At 58.8% G+C, this 18,382-nt stretch carries 16 protein-coding genes; 8 read left to right on the top strand and 8 right to left on the bottom strand.

The genetic code is table 11. The annotated features are described in order from the left end of the window. Positions 1-82 precede the first annotated feature (82 nt). Together Q0Y02_RS04485 and Q0Y02_RS04480 are read left to right on the top strand one after the other, a co-directional pair. Complete coding sequence (locus Q0Y02_RS04485; RefSeq protein WP_297764943.1) at positions 83-1,036, top strand: aldo/keto reductase; 954 nt, start codon at positions 83-85, stop codon at positions 1,034-1,036. A gap of 200 nt (positions 1,037-1,236) precedes the next feature. After that, positions 1,237-2,130, top strand: a complete 894-nt coding sequence (locus Q0Y02_RS04480; protein ID WP_297764940.1) for a haloalkane dehalogenase — start codon at positions 1,237-1,239, stop codon at positions 2,128-2,130. A 91-nt stretch (positions 2,131-2,221) separates the two neighbouring features. Here Q0Y02_RS04480 and Q0Y02_RS04475 read toward each other — a convergent pair whose 3' ends face one another. From Q0Y02_RS04475 to Q0Y02_RS04465, 3 genes are all read right to left on the bottom strand, one after another. Continuing rightward, positions 2,222-3,400 carry a GGDEF domain-containing protein gene (locus tag Q0Y02_RS04475; RefSeq protein WP_297764937.1) on the bottom strand — a complete coding sequence of 393 codons (1,179 nt, stop codon included), beginning with the start codon at positions 3,398-3,400 and terminating at the stop codon, positions 2,222-2,224. A gap of 210 nt (positions 3,401-3,610) precedes the next feature. Beyond that, a complete protein-coding gene (locus Q0Y02_RS04470) occupies positions 3,611-4,138 on the bottom strand; it encodes a GNAT family N-acetyltransferase (protein WP_297764935.1) in 528 nt (175 codons plus the stop codon). 121 nt (positions 4,139-4,259) lie between these two features. Continuing rightward, positions 4,260-4,721: a hypothetical protein gene (locus tag Q0Y02_RS04465; protein ID WP_297764932.1), complete on the bottom strand. Its 462-nt coding sequence runs from the start codon at positions 4,719-4,721 to the stop codon at positions 4,260-4,262. A 100-nt stretch (positions 4,722-4,821) separates the two neighbouring features. On the opposite strand from Q0Y02_RS04465, the gene Q0Y02_RS04460 reads away from it, so the two are divergent. Continuing rightward, positions 4,822-5,646, top strand: a complete 825-nt coding sequence (locus Q0Y02_RS04460) for an arylamine N-acetyltransferase (protein ID WP_297764930.1) — start codon at positions 4,822-4,824, stop codon at positions 5,644-5,646. An 85-nt stretch (positions 5,647-5,731) separates the two neighbouring features. Here the strand turns inward: Q0Y02_RS04460 and Q0Y02_RS04455 are convergent, their stop codons facing one another. Continuing rightward, complete coding sequence (locus Q0Y02_RS04455) at positions 5,732-6,733, bottom strand: cytochrome d ubiquinol oxidase subunit II (protein ID WP_297764927.1); 1,002 nt, start codon at positions 6,731-6,733, stop codon at positions 5,732-5,734. After that, a complete protein-coding gene (locus Q0Y02_RS04450; protein ID WP_297764924.1) occupies positions 6,730-8,106 on the bottom strand; it encodes a cytochrome ubiquinol oxidase subunit I in 1,377 nt (458 codons plus the stop codon). Before Q0Y02_RS04450 ends, Q0Y02_RS04455 begins: the two co-directional genes overlap by 4 nt. Positions 8,107-8,431: 325 nt before the next feature. Between Q0Y02_RS04450 and Q0Y02_RS04445 the strand changes: the two genes are divergently transcribed. The 4 genes from Q0Y02_RS04445 (at position 8,432) to Q0Y02_RS04430 (ending at position 12,039) form a co-directional block, all read left to right on the top strand. Continuing rightward, positions 8,432-8,608: a hypothetical protein gene (locus Q0Y02_RS04445; RefSeq protein ID WP_297764921.1), complete on the top strand. Its 177-nt coding sequence runs from the start codon at positions 8,432-8,434 to the stop codon at positions 8,606-8,608. Between the two features lie 170 nt (positions 8,609-8,778). Continuing rightward, on the top strand, positions 8,779-9,972 hold the full coding sequence (locus Q0Y02_RS04440; RefSeq protein WP_297764918.1) for an integrase arm-type DNA-binding domain-containing protein: 1,194 nt from the start codon (positions 8,779-8,781) through the stop codon (positions 9,970-9,972). 54 nt (positions 9,973-10,026) lie between these two features. Further along, positions 10,027-10,509 (top strand): nucleoside deaminase, encoded by a 483-nt coding sequence (locus Q0Y02_RS04435; RefSeq protein WP_297764915.1) that lies wholly within the window; start codon positions 10,027-10,029, stop codon positions 10,507-10,509. A 72-nt stretch (positions 10,510-10,581) separates the two neighbouring features. Beyond that, complete coding sequence (locus Q0Y02_RS04430; RefSeq protein WP_297764912.1) at positions 10,582-12,039, top strand: protein adenylyltransferase SelO; 1,458 nt, start codon at positions 10,582-10,584, stop codon at positions 12,037-12,039. A 229-nt stretch (positions 12,040-12,268) separates the two neighbouring features. Here Q0Y02_RS04430 and Q0Y02_RS04425 read toward each other — a convergent pair whose 3' ends face one another. Then, positions 12,269-12,931 (bottom strand): hypothetical protein, encoded by a 663-nt coding sequence (locus tag Q0Y02_RS04425; protein ID WP_297764910.1) that lies wholly within the window; start codon positions 12,929-12,931, stop codon positions 12,269-12,271. Positions 12,932-13,307: 376 nt separating this feature from the next. On the opposite strand from Q0Y02_RS04425, the gene Q0Y02_RS04420 reads away from it, so the two are divergent. Further along, entirely contained in the window at positions 13,308-15,491 is a 2,184-nt protein-coding gene (locus tag Q0Y02_RS04420; protein WP_297764907.1) for a hypothetical protein, read from the top strand. Between the two features lie 57 nt (positions 15,492-15,548). On the opposite strand, the gene yghU is transcribed toward Q0Y02_RS04420, so the two are convergent. Then, positions 15,549-16,421 (bottom strand): glutathione-dependent disulfide-bond oxidoreductase, encoded by an 873-nt coding sequence (gene yghU / locus Q0Y02_RS04415; protein WP_297764904.1) that lies wholly within the window; start codon positions 16,419-16,421, stop codon positions 15,549-15,551. 104 nt (positions 16,422-16,525) lie between these two features. Continuing rightward, on the bottom strand, positions 16,526-18,325 hold the full coding sequence (locus Q0Y02_RS04410) for an ABC transporter ATP-binding protein/permease (RefSeq protein ID WP_297764901.1): 1,800 nt from the start codon (positions 18,323-18,325) through the stop codon (positions 16,526-16,528). Between the last annotated feature and the right edge of the window lie 57 nt (positions 18,326-18,382).

Genomic DNA, 18,382 nt, shown 5'->3' with positions numbered 1-18,382 from the left:
CACTGTGGGTAGGGTATTTGTTTTGCCTTTCCGGCTGCCAAAAGCGACCGGGACTATCACACAGCATCTACAGGAGCAGGTGATGAAAACACTGACATTCCCCAACGGCGACACCATGCCGCAACTGGGCCTGGGTACCTGGAAATCCCAGCCCGGCGAGGTCTACGAGGCCGTAAAGGCCGCCATCGAGATGGGTTACCGGCACATCGACTGTGCCCATATCTATGGCAACGAGGACGAAATCGGCCAGGCGCTGCAGGATGTATTCGCCGCCGGTACCGTTCAGCGTGAGGATCTGTGGATCACCTCCAAGCTGTGGAACAGCGACCATGCCCCGGAGGATGTGCAGCCCGCCCTGGAAACCACCCTGAACAACCTGAAGCTGGATTATCTGGACCTGTACCTGATGCACTGGCCGGTGGCCCTGAAGAAGGGCGTGCCCTTTCCCCAGTCCGGCGATGACATGGTGTCCCTGAACGACTTACCGGTGGCCACCACCTGGGCGGCCATGGAAGCGCTGGTGGACGAGAATCTGACCCGGCAGATCGGCGTGTCCAATTTCAGCGTGAAGAAACTGGAAGACCTGGTCGGCAAGGCACGGTTGAAACCGGCCATGAACCAGATCGAGCTGCACCCCTACCTGCAGCAGACCGCCATGCTGCGCTTCTGCCAACAGCAGGGCATTCACCTGACCGCCTACTCCCCGCTGGGCTCCTCGGATCGCCCGGCCGGCCTCAAGGCCGAGGACGAACCGGTGCTGCTGGAAGACCCGATCATTCATGACATCGCCGACAACCACAGCGCCAGCCCGGCACAGGTGTTGATCGCCTGGGCCCTGCAACGCGGCACGGCGGTGATTCCGAAATCGGTGAACCCGCAACGGCTGCAACAAAACCTGGCTGCCGCCGACCTGACACTCAGCGAGGACGACATGCAGGCCATCGCCGAGCTGGACCGCCACCGCCGCTACGTGGACGGCGGCTTCTGGGCACAGCCGGGCAGCGATTACAGCCTGGAAGGTCTCTGGGACGAATAACCCCAAGCCAAGCTAAACCGTAGGGTGCCACTGAGCCTAGGGCGAACTGCACCGCAACCGCCGTGGTCATGGTGCAGTTCGCCCCAGGCTCAGTGGCACCCTACGCAAACCATCCCGTATCGCCCTTTGGCCCGGGAAGACATGGTCATCCGCGGTCGGGAACGGCCATCCTTGGGTTTTCCTTTTCATCAGGATGACCCATGGATTTTCTGCGCACCCCCGATTCCCGTTTCGAGCGACTGCTGGACTACCCCTTCGAGCCCAACTACACGGACGTGGGTGGCCTGCGCATGCATTATCTGGATGAAGGCCCGGCGGATGCCAAGCCGGTGCTGATGATGCATGGTGAGCCGTCCTGGTCGTACCTGTATCGGCACATGATTCCGATCTGCGCCGCCGCCGGCCACCGGGTGGTCGCGCCGGACCTGATCGGTTTCGGTAAATCCGACAAGCCCACCGACATCAACGCCTACAGCTACCAGAGCCACATGGACTGGCTGCAATCCTGGCTGGAACAGCTGGACCTGCGTGATATCACCCTGGTCTGCCAGGACTGGGGCTCACTGCTGGGCCTGCGCCTGGCGGCGGAAAACCCGGAGCGCTTCCGGGCCATCGTGGTGGGTAACGGCATGCTGCCCACCGGCGATCTGAAAGTCCCCAAAGCCTTTACACTGTGGAAAAATTTCGCGCTCTACAGCCCGGTATTCCCCATCGCCCGCATCATCGGCAGTGGCACCTTCAAGAAGCTGGGGCCTGATGAGCGACGGGCCTACGATGCGCCCTTCCCGAGCAAGAAATACAAGGCCGGCGCCCGGGCGTTTCCCAAGCTGGTGCCGGTGACCCCGGATGATCCGGCCAGCGATGCCAACCGCCAGGCCTGGAAAGTACTGGAGCAATGGGACAAACCGTTCCTGACCACCTTCAGCAATGGCGACCCGATCACCCGAGGTGGCGACAAGTACATGCAGGAACGCATCCCCGGCGCCAAGGGACAGCCTCACCAGACCCTGGTGGGCGGTCACTTTCTTCAGGAAGATTCGCCGGTGCAGTTTGCCCGAGCCGTGAATGCGTTGATTGCCGGGCTGGAGTCGTAGCTTGTTGGAGCCAGCCTTGCTCGCAAGGCGAAGGGTTATCTGACCACTTCGCCTTGCAAGCAAAGCTCCAACGAACACCTACCGCTATCCCTCAGGCTGTCGCCGCTTGCTGCGGCCGAGACCAGAACGCCATGCGGTTACGTCCTGCCTCCTTGGCCTGATAGAGCGCCTGATCTGCCCGGGTGAAGAGCTGCTCCTCTCCCAGGGTGGCGCCAGTGCCAGAACAGGTGACACCGAAGCTGGCGCTGACATGGAACGGCGCCTGCCCCTCCACCTCTACCGGTGTATCGCAGAGCCTCTGTCGGCAACGCTCAATCACCTTGGCGGCACCCTGCTGATCCGTTTCCGGCATCAGCAACATGAATTCCTCGCCACCGATGCGGCCAATGCGATCGGTTTCGCGCAGACACTCACGTAACACCCGGGCCACCATCAATAGCACCTTGTCCCCGGTGGCGTGCCCGTAGCGATCATTAATCTGTTTGAAATGATCCAGATCCATCACGCAGACCGACACCGGGCTGCCGCTGCGGCGACTGCGGGCCAGCTCGTAGCTGAATTGGTCGAACAGGGCGCGGCGATTGTCGAGGCCGGTAAGCGGGTCGGTCACCGCCAGGGCCCGGATCTGCTTTTCACGAATCTGCCAGCGCCGCAGCAACACATAGGTGAAGCCGAACACCATGGCCAGAAACGGCGTGGCAAAGGCGATCATGCTGTTAACCCAGTACACGGAGACCAGATCCTTGGTCACCGGGTCCGCCTTGAGCAGCGGGGCGTACTGCAATTTTCCCTGCACGATCAGCGCATAAATGGCCAGCACCATAACGGTGTGAATCACCAGGCTGCAGGTGACCCGCTTGAAATCAAAAAGAATAAAGCCGGTGAGCGGCGAGCCTACCAGCACCAGGCCCATGATCGGGTTATACAGCCCCATCACATAACCAATGCCGAGAAAGGAAAAACCGAAGAAATGGATACACACATTGGGGTAGGCCACCGAGTGACGCTTGGTCTTGTGCAGGACAATTCCCCAACAGGTCAGCAACAGCCAGCCAGTCACGTTGAAAAGAAAAATATCCCGGGCCAGCCCGGCCCCTTCCACAGACAGGAACTGCTCACCGAAACGGGTGTAGTTCACCGTCAACAGCAGCCAGCCGAGAAAACCGAGCATCAGCAGGCCTGTGAGCACCGACAGCAACAGGCTCTTGTCCCGATCGCTCCAGTCGAGCAGATCGGTGATGGGCAGCGGATTGCGCTCAACCGCTGGCATGGCATGAGTTCTCATTCATACCGGAATTATGTCACAGGGCCGATCCCGCTGAGTGAAATCTGATCAACGCTGGTGCCCCGGCTGCCACCAGTGGTCGGAAAGGCGGCACGGCAATTTCACTGCTCTGGTGCAAATCGGCGCACAGGCAGGCCTCATCATAGAGCGCGGTTTCGGCCGCACCAGAGCTGTCGCTCGCTATCACAACAGCCATCAGGAGCGGGGGCAGGTCATCAGCAGGGCTGGCCCGTCCGGTGTCTTCACCACCTGGCGAGCCACAAAACCGGCGTTGCGAAAACAGTGGATGGCGCGAAGGTTATCCGGTGCCGGGTCGGCGATCACTTCTGTTACCTGGGGATCATCAAACAGCTGGTCCACAAAGGCCCTCACCGCCGATGTGCCCAGCCCATGATCCAGGTGACTTTTGCTGGCGATAAACACATCGACCCCGCGTATGCCCGGGTCATCAATGTCCAGCCACCAGCCTTCATGGTGATGTTCGATGGGCGCATACCCCTGAATAAACCCCAGCGGCTCGTCATCCAGGCGGATAAAGAAAAACATGGCGCCACCGAAACAGCGCTGGGCCGGATGGTAATCGCGAATCACCTCTTCAAGACTACGCTGCGGCCCCCACCAGCGACTGACATGCTCGCGGCCCAGCCAGTCATGCAACACCGGCAGGTCCGCGTCGGTGAGCGGCGTAAAGGTGAGCCTGTCCGTTGCTACTGAGACTTTCATAACGTTTTTTGCCACCTTCCCTGTATGGCGCATGGTGCTGTGCGCATCAGTCCTATCTTTTTAGCAAAAGACTAACCCGCATCCTTTTTAACAACTGCTATCTGTTTATCATTTCACCATGTTAATCCGCTCTTCCTCCATCGTCTCCAGCAACTGTGGCATGTGACTTCGATGCTTTTTGACGGCGCTGATCAGAAATATACGCGCCGATAAAGAACAGAACAGAAACAACCATAAAGGGGCCGACACTGCCCGGCCAGCTCCAGTAATTCAGCCCGGCATAAGCGCCCATCAGCAGGGAGACTGCTACCACGGAAAAACCGTTATCGGTTCGTGTCACCCGAATCAACACCCACCCAGCCAATAAGGCACCTATTCCCCAGGCGTGATACGCGATAACCCAGTAATTCTCCATGACCTTGTCCAGGTTACCTGCTATCCAATCGGCTTTTCCCTCCGGCGAAACGTTCTCTACCCTCAAGTGCATGTAGCCGACTGTCACTGCCATGGTTAGCATAGGAATAACCGACGCCGTAAAAGACATCGTCAACCATCCGGCCAGAATCCCCAGAGTCCATCTCATCCCTGATCCCCTCTATCCTTTATTTTTATATTGAGACTTTACATCAACCTGAGTTGAGGTTTTATGCTTGCCTCTCCTTTTTCCGACAAGGACCCATACCATGGCGCTGGATATTGATGGCTACCTGCAGCGAATCGGCTATCAGGGAGAAAAGCAGCCTACCCTGAATACCCTCAAGGCTCTGCAATGCTTGCACCTGCAAGCCATCGCCTTCGAGAACCTTAACCCTCTGCTGGGGCTCGCGGTGTCACTGGACAGCCAGGCCCTGATGGACAAGCTGGTTGATCAACGTCGCGGCGGATACTGTTTCGAGAATAACCTGCTGTTTCTGGAAATCCTGACTGGGCTGGGATTTCAGGCACGTGGTATTACCGGGCGGGTCTACTGGAACCAGCCCGACGATGCCTGGCCACCGCGCTCGCATATGCTGCTACTGGTGACGATTGACGGTGAGGACTACCTCAGCGATGTGGGGTTCGGCGGCATGACTCCGACCGCCCCGCTGAAGCTCCATGCCCGTCATCCACAAAGCACACCGCTGGAGCCTTTCCGGGTGGATGCGCATCAGGATCATTACAGCCTGTGGGTACAGCTCGGGGAACAGTGGCGATTGCTCTATCGTTTCGACCTGATGCAACAGGGTGCCGTGGATTTCGAGATGGCCAACTGGTATGTGGCTTGCCACCCACAATCCAAATTCGTGAACAACCTGATTGCCGTGCGCACTGACGAAGACCGCCGCCACACCCTGCTGAACGATCTTTATACGGTGCGCTTTCCGGATGGCAGCAGTGAAAAGCACACGCTCGCATCCGTGGCAGAATTATGGGAATTACTGGAAGGGGTATTTGCCATCAATATGGCGGGGATAGACAGGAAAGAACTGGGAAAATCGCTCAAAGAGAAATCGCTATTTCAGCAATGAAACCAAAATCAAAAACTTCGCCTTGCAAGCAAGGCTCCAACAGCATGACGCAGTGCTGTTGGAGCCTTGTTCACAAGGCGAATTACTACTCGTAACTCAGATGCGTCGCTTTGCCCCGGAATACCCGATAGATAAAGATCGTGTAGCCCAGGATCATCGGCAAGGCGATGATGGCACCCCAGAAGGTGAACAGCAGGGACTCCGTGGCCGACGCCGCTTCCCAGATGGAAATCCGCCCCAGGACAATATCCGGGAACAGGCTGTAGGCCAGCCCGATACTCGCCAGTACACACACCACCATCAACGCCACAAAGGCCAGCCAGCCATAGCCGTTGTGCAGGATCTGCTTGCTGTTGAACACCCAGATCAGCCCTGCATAGGCCAGCGCTGTCGCCAGAGGAATGGGCATCAGACCGATGGCGTTGGGCAGGGTAAACCATTTGTCGGCGATGGCACTGCTTACCAGCGGGGTGGCGATGGAAATCAGCAGCAGAAAACCGCCCATGGGCCATACCGCCATTCGCCCCCAGCGTACGGCCTTGTTGAACAGCTCGCCTTCGGTCTTGATCAGCAGCCAGGCGGCGCCGAGCATGATGTACAGGGACGGCAGCGCCACCGCGATCAGTGCGGCAAACAGGGTGCTGGTGGCATCGCCGGTGAGGCCGGTGACAAAGGCGCCCAGCATCCAGCCCTGACAAACCGACGCCACCAGTGAGCCGAAGGCAAACAGACGATTCCATTTCGCCTTGTGCTTGTCGCCGGCCTTGACCCGGAAATCGAACGATACCCCGCGCAGAATCAGCCCCATCAGCATCAGTGTCACCGGCAGGTACAGGGAGGTGAGCACGATGGAATGGGCCTGCGGAAAGGCAATCAGCAAGATACCCACACCCAGCACAATCCAGGTTTCATTGGCATCCCAGAACGGCCCGATGGCCGCCACCATCACATCCTTTTCGTCATCGCTGGCAAAAGGCAGCAACATGCCGATGCCCAGATCGTAACCATCGAGAATCACATAGATCAGCAGTGCCAGCCCCATGGCACCAGCAAAGAACAACGGAAGCCAGTATCCCAGATCCATCATGCTTCTCCTTCGGCAGTTTCCGCGTCGTTCATGGCCCGTTGCTGAGGTGTCAGCGTCAGGGAACGTGCCGGCTTGGTGGCCATATGGCGCAGGGTGGCGATATAAGACACCAGCAGGAACAGATACAGCAGCACATAGCCGAACAAGGTGCCGGCAACGGTGGCACTGCTGTGATCCGCCACCACATCGGCGGTCCGCAACAGCCCATCCACCACCCAGGGCTGGCGACCAATTTCAGTGACATACCAGCCCGCCAGCACCGCAATCCAGCCGGAGAAGGTCATCACTGACAGGGCACGCAATAGCCAGGTCTGTGTCTCACGATTTTCATCCCGGTTGCGGAATAACCGCCAGGCGGACCACCAGCCTACCAGCACCATCAGCATGCCAATGCCGACCATCACCCGAAACGCCCAGAACACCGGTGCCACCGGTGGGGTCTCCCCCTCGAACTCATTGAGACCCAGCACTTCACCGTCCCACTCATGGGTGAGGACCAGGCTGGCCAGATTGGGCACCTTGATGGCCATGTGCGTGGTCTTTGCTTCCTCATCGGGAAAGCCGAACAGGGTCAGCGGCGCGCCCTTCTCGGTTTCCCAGATACCTTCCATGGCGGCGATCTTGGCCGGCTGATGCTCCAGGGTGTTGAGCCCATGCAGGTCACCAATCCACACCTGCAGCGGCGCCAGCACCGCAGCCATCAACGCACCGGTACGCATGACTTTCCAGGTGGCCGGGCCGTCCACACCGCGCATGGCTCGCCAGGCACTCACCCCCATGATCAGGAAAGCCGCAGTCAGCAGAGAGGCGTTGAACATATGCGCCAGGCGATAGGGGAACGAAGGATTGAAGATTACCTCCCACCAGCTCTCCACAAAGAACACGCCCTCTTCGATGCGATAGCCTGTCGGTGTCTGCATCCAGGAATTGAGGCTGAGAATCCAGAACGCGGAGAATGAAGTCCCCACTGCCACCAGCACCGTGGCGATCAGGTGAGTGCGATTGGAGACCCGGTCCTTGCCGAACAGCATGATGCCCAGGAAAGAGGCTTCCAGGAAAAAGGCGGTGAGCACCTCATACCCCAGCAGTGGCCCGGCAATATTGCCGGCACGCTCCATGAAGCCCGGCCAGTTGGTGCCGAACTGGAAACTCATGGTGATGCCGGACACCACCCCCAGGGCGAAGCTCAAGGCAAAAATTTTTACCCAGAAGAAGTAGGCATATTCCCAGGCCTTGTCACCGGAAAAGGTGTAGCGCAACCGAAAATAGAACAGCACCCAACACAGGCCGATGGTGATAGTGGGGAAAAGAATATGGAAACTGATATTGGCGGCGAACTGCAGACGGGCAAGCAAAAACGGATCGAACTCCACGGGCGCAACCTCCACATGTCAGGCCTGCGAACAGGATTCATGATTTTCATTAGGCTAGCACATAGACATCGCCGCGTTGTGTGACAAATTGCCCTAGCGCAGCCCTGGTTGTTGGCCCCTCTTACAAGAAGCCAACAAACACTTAAATTTCGCATTACTCACCGGCGAGAGAAATATCACCGAAAACCGGCAACTTGATGACGAAAGCCCCAAAAAACCTGAACTTCATGCCCTCCTTTTTGCATAAATCAAAGCCATCACCGTACCGGGACAAGCGTGCTATTGTGATTATGAAGGATACCCAAGCCGCCAGGAGGGCGAGGCCATGTTCAAGCTCATCACTGCATTTTTACAGGAAGAAAGTGGCGCTTCTATTGTGGAGTACGCCATTCTCGTTTCATTGATCGCCATGGTGGCCATCGCTACCATCGTACTCGCCGGTGGCGAGGTGAAGGGCCTGTTTGATGGCGCACAGACGACCATCAGCGACGCCACCACCTGACGCTGACGGGGCTCGCCTCAGCACTGGCAAGGCGGGCCCTGGTCAGCAGCCAGCCAACGGTACTTGCCGCACAGCAATTGAACGCATCGGCAAAGCTGGGTAGCTTATTGTCTGAACATCCCTGCATCGTTTTTGCTCGATGCCGACAATAACCTGACCTGCAGCGAGCCATGGCCCTGACTTCCGCGGACGTCCGCAACGCCGAACCCCTGAAGAAAGACTACAAACTCCGGGACGACAAGGGGCTCTACCTGCTGGTAGAGACCAATGGCAACCGTACCTGGAAATTCAGCTATCGGTTCGATGGCCGCAGCAAGGTCATTACCCTGGGCCCCTGCCCCGAGGTCACGCTGGCCTTCGCCCGTCAGCTTCGTGACGAAGCCCGGGAGCTGATCGCCGACGGCACGGACCCGATCACCCGTTGCGAAAAACGGGAAGTGTTCAGCCCCTCGGTGGAAACCTTCGAGGCGGTGGCGCGGGACTGGCTGGAACGGGTCTACCGGTTTGAAGTCTCGGAAGAACAATTCCGCCGCACCAAGCGACAGATGGAAAACTACCTGATCTCCAGCATTGGCAAGCGGGTGGTCAGCGAAGTGACCCCGGAAGATCTGAAATCCCTGGCTGCCGCCCTGGGTGCCGAGGGGCATCTGGACAAGGGCAAGCGGGTACTGGGTATCGCCAAACGGGTCTACGGCCACGCCCGCGATACCGGCGTCGCCGGCTTCCAGCAGACCGGCGCTCTGCGCCGCCGGCTTACCGGCTCCGGCACCGAGCCGGAATTCCTGCTCAGCACCCGTGAGCAACTCTTCAATCTGGCCAGCGGTGTGCTTGGCCAATGGAGCCGCACCACCACCACCGCGGCACTCAAGCTGACCGTCTGGCTGCTGGCCCGGCCCAGCGAGATCGTCAACGCACGTTGGTCGGACATGGATCTGGATGCCGGAGAATGGCGCATCCGCCGCAAGAACCCGGACAGCCCGGACGGCAGCAAGATCATTACCGTGCCCCTGCCCCGCCAGGCGGTGGAGCTGTTGCGGGAGATGGAACCGATCACCGGCCGTCAGGAATATATCTTCCCCGGCACCCGCGATCGCAAGAAGCACCTGGGCGCCAGCACCCTCACCGGCGCCCTGAAAAAAGTCACCCGCACCACACCCGTGTCCACCGATAACCTGCGCACTCTGGCCGCTACCGCGCTGGGCGAGCTGGGCTACCAGGCGGAACAGATCCAGTCACAGTTGCTCAACCAGACCGGCGACGAACAGAGCGACCGTCAGCTCTATCAGGAAAAACGCCGGGAAATGCTGCAGGCCTGGGCGGACTATCTGGATAACACCGTGATCGGCAAGGTCACCCGGCGCTAAGGGGCACGCCGGCAAATACTGGCGCGCCATGCCATTACCCCAGAGCTCTGAACCATGGAACCGCTCCATAATCACCAGAACCTGATCCAGACGGTCCTCGCACTCGCTGAAGATAATGTTCGCCAGGGCTTGGGCGGCCCCTTTGCGGCACTGGTGGTAAAAGATGGCATCATCATCGGCCAGGGCTGCAACCGGGTCACCGGCCAGCATGACCCCACCGCCCACGCAGAAATGGAAGCCATCCGCGCCGCCTGCCACCAGCTGGGTAGCCATCAGCTGCATGGCTGTGTGATCTACAGTAGTTGCGAGCCGTGCCCCATGTGTCTGGGTGCCATCTACTGGGCCCGGCCCGACAAACTGTTCTATCTCAACAGCCAGGCCGATGCGGCCCGTATCGGTTTTGATGATCAGTTTATCTACCAGGAGCTGGCTCTCCCTGCGGCACAACGACAACTGACCACTGAACAGCTTGATCACCCGCAACGGTTAACGGCGTTCCGGTTATGGCAGGCCAGTGACGACCGGGAAGATTACTGACCCATCACACCCAATGACCCCGCCCAGCCCGTCCTGTTAACCTGTACGTCCATGGTTAGCAGAGCACCCACAATGACCCGCCCCTTCGGTTTCCAGTTCGACAACAGTTACATCCACCTGCCGGAAGACCTGTTTTCCCGCTGCCCCCTGCAGCCGGTGAAGGCACCGCAGATGGTGTTGTTCAACCGGTCCCTGGCCGGGGAGCTGGGACTGGACGGCGAGGCACTGGACAGCCCGGCCGGGGCAGCGATTCTGGCGGGCAATGAGCAGATCGACGGCAGCGACCCGATCGCCCAGGCCTACGCGGGCCACCAGTTCGGCAACCTGACCATGCTGGGCGATGGTCGCGCCATTCTGCTCGGTGAGCAGCTCACCCCGGACGGGGCGCGCCGGGATATCCAGCTCAAGGGCGGCGGGCGCACGGTATTTTCCCGGGGCGGCGATGGCCGCGCGGCACTGGGCCCCATGTTGCGCGAATTCATCATCAGCGAGGCCATGCATGGCCTGGGCATCCCCTCCACCCGCAGCCTGGCGGTGGTGGCCACCGGGGAGTCGGTATTGCGGGAAACCGCCCTGCCCGGCGCCATCCTCACCCGGGTTGCCGCATCGCACCTGCGGGTAGGCACCTTCCAGTACGCCGCCGGCCGACAAAACCCGGCGCTGCTGGAAGCGCTGGTGGATTACACCCTGAACCGCCACTACCCGGACCGCCAGCCTGCCGACAATCCCGCCCTGACCCTGCTGGATGCGGTCATGGACAGCCAGGTGGACCTGATCGTCCACTGGATGCGAGTGGGCTTTATTCACGGCGTTCTCAATACTGACAACGTAACCCTCAGTGGCGAGAGCATCGATTACGGCCCCTGCGCCTTCATGGACAGTTTTGATCCGGACACCGTGTTCAGCTCCATCGACCACCAGGGCCGCTACGCCTATGGCAACCAGCCCACCATCACCCAGTGGAACCTGAGCCGTTTCGCGGAAACCCTGCTACCGATGATCGACGAGGATGTGGACAGCGCCATCGAGAAAGCCACCGCCATCATCAAGTCCTTCAGCGAACGCTACAGCGAAAAATGGCTGGCCATGATGAAGAAAAAGCTGGGCCTGTTCGGTGACGACCCGGTCGATGAAACGCTGATTACCGATCTGCTGGAATGGATGAAGACGCACCAGGCGGATTACACCAATACCTTCCGCGATATCACCAGCGAACACTTTCCCGCCGATGGTATTTACCAGGATGACGACTTCAGCAACTGGCACCAGCGCTGGCAGGCCCGCCTGGGGCGCAACCAAAAACCTCTCAAGTCGTCCCTGTGCCTGATGCGCAATCACAACCCGGCGGTGGTTCCTCGCAACCATCGCGTGGCAGAAGCATTAACCGCAGCGGAACAGGGTGACCTGGCTGTCACCACATCACTGCTGGAGGCGCTGGCCGACCCCTATGCGGAGCGCGACCCGGACGACCGCTATCGGCAGCCGCCGGCCCCGGAGGAGCAGGTCTGCCAGACTTTTTGCGGGACCTGATAACCGGTTGGCCGACCCTGGATTTCCCCGGCCCGCAAAAGACTCCGCAGGTGCGTCGCTAGCGGCGCGATAGCCCAACGTCGATAAAGAAAGTATTACCACAGAGATCGCGGAGAAAAAGAAAAGGTTTTCTCGATGTGCTCTGTGCCCCTGTGGTGAGAATGCTTTTAAACACAGGTTGGGTTATGCACTTCGTGAACCCTGCGGATCGCAATAGCGGGTCAGGAATTTAAGGAAAATTCACCGCAAAGCCGCTGCGTTGCCAAAGCCACGCTACCCACAACGTATGCAGATTGATCAACACCGCCAGAGCCCATTCAAACCCGTCATCCATGGTGTCGTAGTGCTCGGGCCAGATCACACCCAGTATCAACGACACTATTCCCACCAACAGGGTAAAACCGCATAACCGCAGCAGCGATCTCCCCGCGGCTGACATGGCACTGTGCCGCAGTGACGCGCTCAGCCCCAGCTGGGCCAGAAACGTGAGGCCAAAGAATCCCACCACCCCGATCCGGCGCAGCATGTAAGGCGTCTCGCCGGCATGGCCAAGCACCACCGTATAGAGCGCCAACGGCAGCGCCGCCAGCATCCCCAGCCACCACCAGGTTGTCGGCTCCACCTGCATGTGGCGCAGCCAGTGACGGTTGGCCCACCAGAACAGCATCATGCAGACGCAGGCTGGCAGCATTCCGGCCTTGAAAACGAAATAGGCGGTACCGGAACGGGACGCCCGGGAAATACTGGTGCAGCCTTCAAACCAGGGTAAACACCAGGGCACCAGCTGCTCACTGGCAGACAGCAAATAACAGACATGCATGGTCACCAGGGGCAGCAAGGCGGTGGCCCAGGCCAAGGGAGACAAGCGAACCGGCGTCGATGGCATCGTCATGGCGTCAGCGTAGCGCAACACAAGGCACCGTCACACCTTGCTAACACCCCAAACGCTGCGCACTGCCCAGGGCGCGCTGAGGCCCATCGAACCACGCCACCGGGCAGGCAGAGGGGAAACAATTCCATTACAAAACATAGCAGTAAATGGCTATAAAAACGTTTTCTTAAGAACAGAATAAAATCAATCATAAAAACACAGTTCAGCACCGGCAACCTTTCTGCAGTAACCCGTCAGATGGCGATACCGCGCTCTTCCTGTTCGCTATGCCTTATGACTTCTCTCGCCTTTGTCAGGCAGGCTTTCATCAGCCACTAAAGAGACACATGGCGCATCCGGTTGCCCCGTCGCTGTCACCCACAGGCGGATAATAATCATGAAAAAACATTACGTATCCATCGCCAGTCTCGCATTGCTTGTTACCGCCTGCGGTGGCGGCGGCAGCTCTGACAACGTGTCGCAGACACCTGGCCCGAGCCCGCAACCCCCTACTCCCAATCAGCCCGAGCCGCCGCCCGAAATGCCGGTGGACTGCCAGCGAGACAGCTGGGTGGCAGGCACCACAGAATTGTGCGACGGCACCTTTATCTATCGGGACTATGTCTACGATGACTACGGGGCGGATACCGGCCTGATCGGCCTGTCACCCTTGACCGTCATGAATCTGCTGTCGCGCGGTGGCGGCTTGTTCAATCCGGTTGCCAACACACCGGGGCTGCTATCACCCACAGCCGGGGATGAACGCTACCCTGCCGGCATGGAAAACACCGCCGACCTGGTCTCGCTGGCACTGTCACTGGATGGCGATGAACTGTCTGTTCGCTTCGAGCTGAATACACTTTATGGCAGTGATGACAGCCTCGCCGTCATCGCCATTGATACTGACAACGACAGCAGCACCGGTGGTGGCGTCTGGCCGGGCCTGGGCATTCGCAGTGACGGCTGGGAAGAGATCTACACCTTCGCTGAGGGTGACCCGATCAACAACATTATTGCTGGTCGGATTCCTGCGCCAGAAACCGAACAGTGGCGCATTCAGGCTGTGGTGGCGCAGCACGACGGCACGGTCATGAATGTGGCTTTCCGCGGCCCCCATGAATCCGCCCGAGCGGCTTCTATCCCGGAACAAATTCTTCCCGATGCGGGAAATTTCTGGGAAGACAAACAGTCCCGGGCACTAGGTAGCGGCGACATTTCCGTTTTCGGGGAAGTGGTTTCGCGCAGCGATCTTGAAAACGGCACCACACGAGCAGCGGAGTCGGTGACCGGTTTTCAGCAGCGCGTTTACACCTCCCAATACACCCTCCCCCCCGGTGAAGGGGTTTCACTGCGCGGCGTACCAGGCCGCCAGGGCGATACCGGCCTGCCCTGCGACCAGTATTTTCATTACCTGGGAAAATACCAGCCATACGGTTTTTACGTACCGGAGCAGGACGGCCCCCACGAACTACAGCTGGTACTGCACGGCTGCGAAGCCAACCACGCCAGTCAGATCAACCAGGGCAATTTCCAGACATCCTTCGCCGATGCCAACAACCGCATTCTGGCCGCCCCACTGGGCCGAGGGCCGCGGGGCTTCTATACCGGACTCTCGGAGCGTGATGTGCTGGATGTCCGCGCGGACGTGGAAGAAAACTATCCGATCGACAGCCGCAAGATACTGGTAAGCGGCTACTCCATGGGCGGCTACGGCACACTGAGAATGGCGGCACTGTATCCACAGGATTACGCTGCCGGTGTGAACTGGGTGGGCTTTACCGGCAGCGTCTTGAACCTGCCACTGGAAAGAACCCTGCTAGGGTCCCTGGCGGATCTGACCGGCATTGAGCTGCTGGAGACCCCCTTGTCTGCCTTCCAGGAACTGCAGCAGGAGTTCAGTATCGGCGCGGAAGACAATGTGCTGGATTACCTGGGCAATCTGGAGCATATCCCGATGGCCAATGCCTACAGTGCTGCGGATGAGATCGTACATGTCACTACGGCTCTGGCACTGCAGGAAAAGTTTATCGCCGGCGAGTCCGACTATGTTTTCTATCTGCATCTTCCCGCAGAACATCTGACCTATATCCTGCTCGATGAATGGCAGAAAATGGCCAATTACAGCGCCAACCGCGTGATCGTTAGTCGCCCGAGCACCATCCGCTACTACTACGATCCAGCCCAGGCCTACCCGGAATATGCCATTGACCACAATCGCGCTTACTGGGTTAGCAATATCGTCAATCGCTCCACCGAGCCCAGCCAGATTTCACTGGATAGTGATGGCTGCGGTACACCGCAAATGGATAGTCAGTTCACCCCGGGGGCTGGCACTTACCCGATACCCTGGGTAAGCACGCAACGCACAGTGAGCAGCGATGCCTTGCTGCCAGGCGGTAACACCCTGTCCGGGTCGCTGGAGAATATTCATCAACTGACCATTGATGTTACCGATAGCTGCCTTGCAGGGGCCATCAATCTGGACATCGATAGTGACGGTAGCAGCACCCTGGTATTCAGCGATGGCAGAGAGGTAGATCTGGTTCAGGGGCGCAACCAGCTGTTCGTGAACCCGCTATAAACGGATGAAACCGAAAGCCCCGGGGACGGGGCTTTCACCATGCGTGGCATGGCCCGGTTATTGATTCGCTTGCAGTTTATCCAGCGTACGCAATTCGAAATCGCTGGCGTCATGCCGCTCCCATAGCTGGCTGGACGGGTCGCCCCAGGCCCGGTTGACTTTACGGCCACGTTCCACCGCAGGGCGCTTGCTGATCTGCTCGGTCCAGCGCAGCACATTCTTGTAGGTGTGCGCTTCGATAAACTCCGCCGCTTCATAGACCTTGTTGGTGACCAAAGCGCCGTACCAGGGCCAGATGGCCATATCAGCAATGGTGTATTCATCACCGGCGATGTAGTCGTTGTCGGCCAGCTGGCGATCCAGCACATCCAGCTGCCGCTTGATCTCCATGGTGTAGCGATTGATCGGGTATTCGTACTTTTCCGGGGCGTAGGCATAGAAATGACCGAAGCCGCCACCCAGCAGCGGCGCACTGCCCATCTGCCAGAACAACCAGCTGAGCGTTTCGGTGCGTTTTTCCGGGTCCTTGGGCAGGAACTCGCCAAACTTTTGTGCCAGGTAAAGCAGGATATTGCCGGACTCGAACACCCGGCGTGGCGGGGTAACGCTGTGATCCATCAAGGCGGGGATCTTGGAGTTGGGGTTCACCTCCACAAAGCCACTGCCAAACTGGTCGCCATTCTGGATATTGATCAGCCAGGCATCGTACTCCGCATCCTTGTGGCCCTTATCAAGCAGCTCTTCCAGCATCACCGTGACCTTTACCCCGTTGGGAGTGGCCAGGGAGTAAAGCTGCAGGGGGTGCTTGCCCACTTGCAGGGCCTTGTCATGGGTGGGCCCGGCGATGGGGCGATTGATATTGGCAAAGGCGCCGCCATTGGCCTGGTCCCACTTCCAGACACGGGGTGGGGTGTAGGTGGGGTCAGACATAGTTGCTCCCGATCGATGACAGGCATGGCCTGTGCACGTTGAATGTTGTCTCATCATGGCCAGCCCGGGCGCCGGGAACAAGCTGAAAAAAATGAACAAACGCTTCAGATTAATCGATCGGTTGACCCACTCTCATGCTGCTGCACTTCCCACAGGTGCGCATACAAACCGCCCCGGGCCAGCAGCTCAACATGGTTGCCCTGCTCCGCCACCTGGCCGTTGTCCAGCACGATGATGCGATCCGCATCCATGATGGTGGACAGACGATGGGCAATCACCAGGGTCGTCTGCTGGTGGGAAATCTCGCGGATGGCCTTGAGAATGATCTTTTCCGAATGGCTGTCCAGGGACGAGGTAGCTTCGTCAAAGACCATGATCGGCGGATGCTTGAGCAATGCCCGGGCGATGGACACCCGCTGCTTTTCGCCGCCGGAAAGTTTCAGACCCCGCTCGCCCACCATGGTGTCCTCCCCCTTCGGCAGGGAAGCGATGAAATCCGACAGGTAGGCCAGACGAATGGCCTCGCGCACTTCCTCGTCACTGGCATCAATGCGACCGTAACGCACGTTTTCGAAGATGCTGGTGTTGAACAACACGGTATCCTGGGGCACCACGCCAATCTGCTGACGCAGGGAGGTCTGGCTGACCTGGCGAATGGACTGACCATCAATGGTGATGTCGCCCCTGTTCACGTCATAGAAGCGGAACAGCAGCTTGAACAACGTGGATTTGCCGGCGCCACTGCTACCCACAATCGCCACTTTCTGTTTTGACGGCACGGTGAAGCTGACGCCGCGAATAATCTCCCGCGTATCGCCATAGCCGAAGTGCACATCATGGAAGCGGATCTCGCCGTCGCTCACTACCAGTTCGGTGGCGCCTTCACGGTCCACCACCCCGGGTTTTACCTCCAGCACCGCAAACATGTTTTCAATATTGGTCATGGCCCCCTTCATTTCCCGGTAAACAAAACCGAGAAAGTTCAGCGGCATGAACACCTGCATCATGAAGGCATTGATCAGTACGAAGTCACCCAGGGTCATCACCTTGTCGGTCACCTGCACTGCCGCCAGCACCATGGCCGCCGTCATGGCCGCCGCGATAATCAGCGATTGCCCTGCATTGAGGGCAAACAGTGACAAGCGGTTTTTGCCCCGTGCCAGCTCCCAACGCTCCAGGTTCTCGTCGTAGTGACGGGCTTCAAAGTCCTCGTTGGTGAAATACTTCACCGTTTCATAGTTGAGCAGGCTGTCGATGGCGCGGGTGCTACTGGAGGATTCCGCCTGGTTGGCCTCGCGGATAAAGGCCAAACGCCATTCCGTGGCGAACACGGAAAAGCCCACGTAGGCAGCCACCGATACCGCTACGATCAATGCGAACCAGACATCGTAATTCCACAGCAACAAGCCGATCACCATGCCGATTTCCAGCAGGGTGGGCAGGATATTGAACACCATGAAACGCAGCAGAAAACTGATGCCATTGGTGCCCCGCTCGATATCACGGGACAGCCCGCCAGTACGACGGTTGAGATGAAAATCCAGGTCCAGGGCATGCAGATGCCGGAACACCTGCAGGCCGATCCGGCGCATAGCGCGCTCAGTGACCCGCCCGAATAAGGTATCGCGCAGCTCACCGAACAGCACATTGGAAAAACGCACCACCCCGTAGGCCAGCAGCAGCCCCAGCGGCAGGGTGATCAGCTCACTGACATCCTTGGCGTCCAGCCCGTCGACGATGTGCTTGAGAATAAACGGCAACCCCACGCTTGCCAGCTTGGCCAGCACCAGGCAGACCACCGCCAGAGCAATACGGGTACGGAACTCCAGCAGGTAGGGGAACAGGGTTTTCAGCACGGACCAGTCGATGGGCTTGGGGGTAACGTCCTGGCTCATACCGCGCATAAAAAGGCCTGCTTTGGAGAAAAGAACCCGCAGTATAACAACATGGCGGGCAACAAT

The sequence above is a fragment of the uncultured Alcanivorax sp. genome, assembly GCF_947258575.1.
Lineage (GTDB): Bacteria > Pseudomonadota > Gammaproteobacteria > Pseudomonadales > Alcanivoracaceae > Alcanivorax.
This window is presented reverse-complemented; position numbering and strand designations above follow the sequence as displayed.

Coding starts and splice junctions, on each gene's coding strand:
- Q0Y02_RS04485 (WP_297764943.1), top strand. CDS start 83: ATGAAAACACTGACATTCCCCAACGGCGACACCATGCCGCAACTGGGC.
- Q0Y02_RS04480 (WP_297764940.1), top strand. CDS start 1,237: ATGGATTTTCTGCGCACCCCCGATTCCCGTTTCGAGCGACTGCTGGAC.
- Q0Y02_RS04475 (WP_297764937.1), bottom strand. CDS start 3,400: ATGCCAGCGGTTGAGCGCAATCCGCTGCCCATCACCGATCTGCTCGAC.
- Q0Y02_RS04470 (WP_297764935.1), bottom strand. CDS start 4,138: ATGAAAGTCTCAGTAGCAACGGACAGGCTCACCTTTACGCCGCTCACC.
- Q0Y02_RS04465 (WP_297764932.1), bottom strand. CDS start 4,721: ATGAGATGGACTCTGGGGATTCTGGCCGGATGGTTGACGATGTCTTTT.
- Q0Y02_RS04460 (WP_297764930.1), top strand. CDS start 4,822: ATGGCGCTGGATATTGATGGCTACCTGCAGCGAATCGGCTATCAGGGA.
- Q0Y02_RS04455 (WP_297764927.1), bottom strand. CDS start 6,733: ATGATGGATCTGGGATACTGGCTTCCGTTGTTCTTTGCTGGTGCCATG.
- Q0Y02_RS04445 (WP_297764921.1), top strand. CDS start 8,432: ATGTTCAAGCTCATCACTGCATTTTTACAGGAAGAAAGTGGCGCTTCT.
- Q0Y02_RS04440 (WP_297764918.1), top strand. CDS start 8,779: ATGGCCCTGACTTCCGCGGACGTCCGCAACGCCGAACCCCTGAAGAAA.
- Q0Y02_RS04435 (WP_297764915.1), top strand. CDS start 10,027: ATGGAACCGCTCCATAATCACCAGAACCTGATCCAGACGGTCCTCGCA.
- Q0Y02_RS04430 (WP_297764912.1), top strand. CDS start 10,582: ATGACCCGCCCCTTCGGTTTCCAGTTCGACAACAGTTACATCCACCTG.
- Q0Y02_RS04425 (WP_297764910.1), bottom strand. CDS start 12,931: ATGACGATGCCATCGACGCCGGTTCGCTTGTCTCCCTTGGCCTGGGCC.
- Q0Y02_RS04420 (WP_297764907.1), top strand. CDS start 13,308: ATGAAAAAACATTACGTATCCATCGCCAGTCTCGCATTGCTTGTTACC.
- yghU (WP_297764904.1), bottom strand. CDS start 16,421: ATGTCTGACCCCACCTACACCCCACCCCGTGTCTGGAAGTGGGACCAG.
- Q0Y02_RS04410 (WP_297764901.1), bottom strand. CDS start 18,325: ATGCGCGGTATGAGCCAGGACGTTACCCCCAAGCCCATCGACTGGTCC.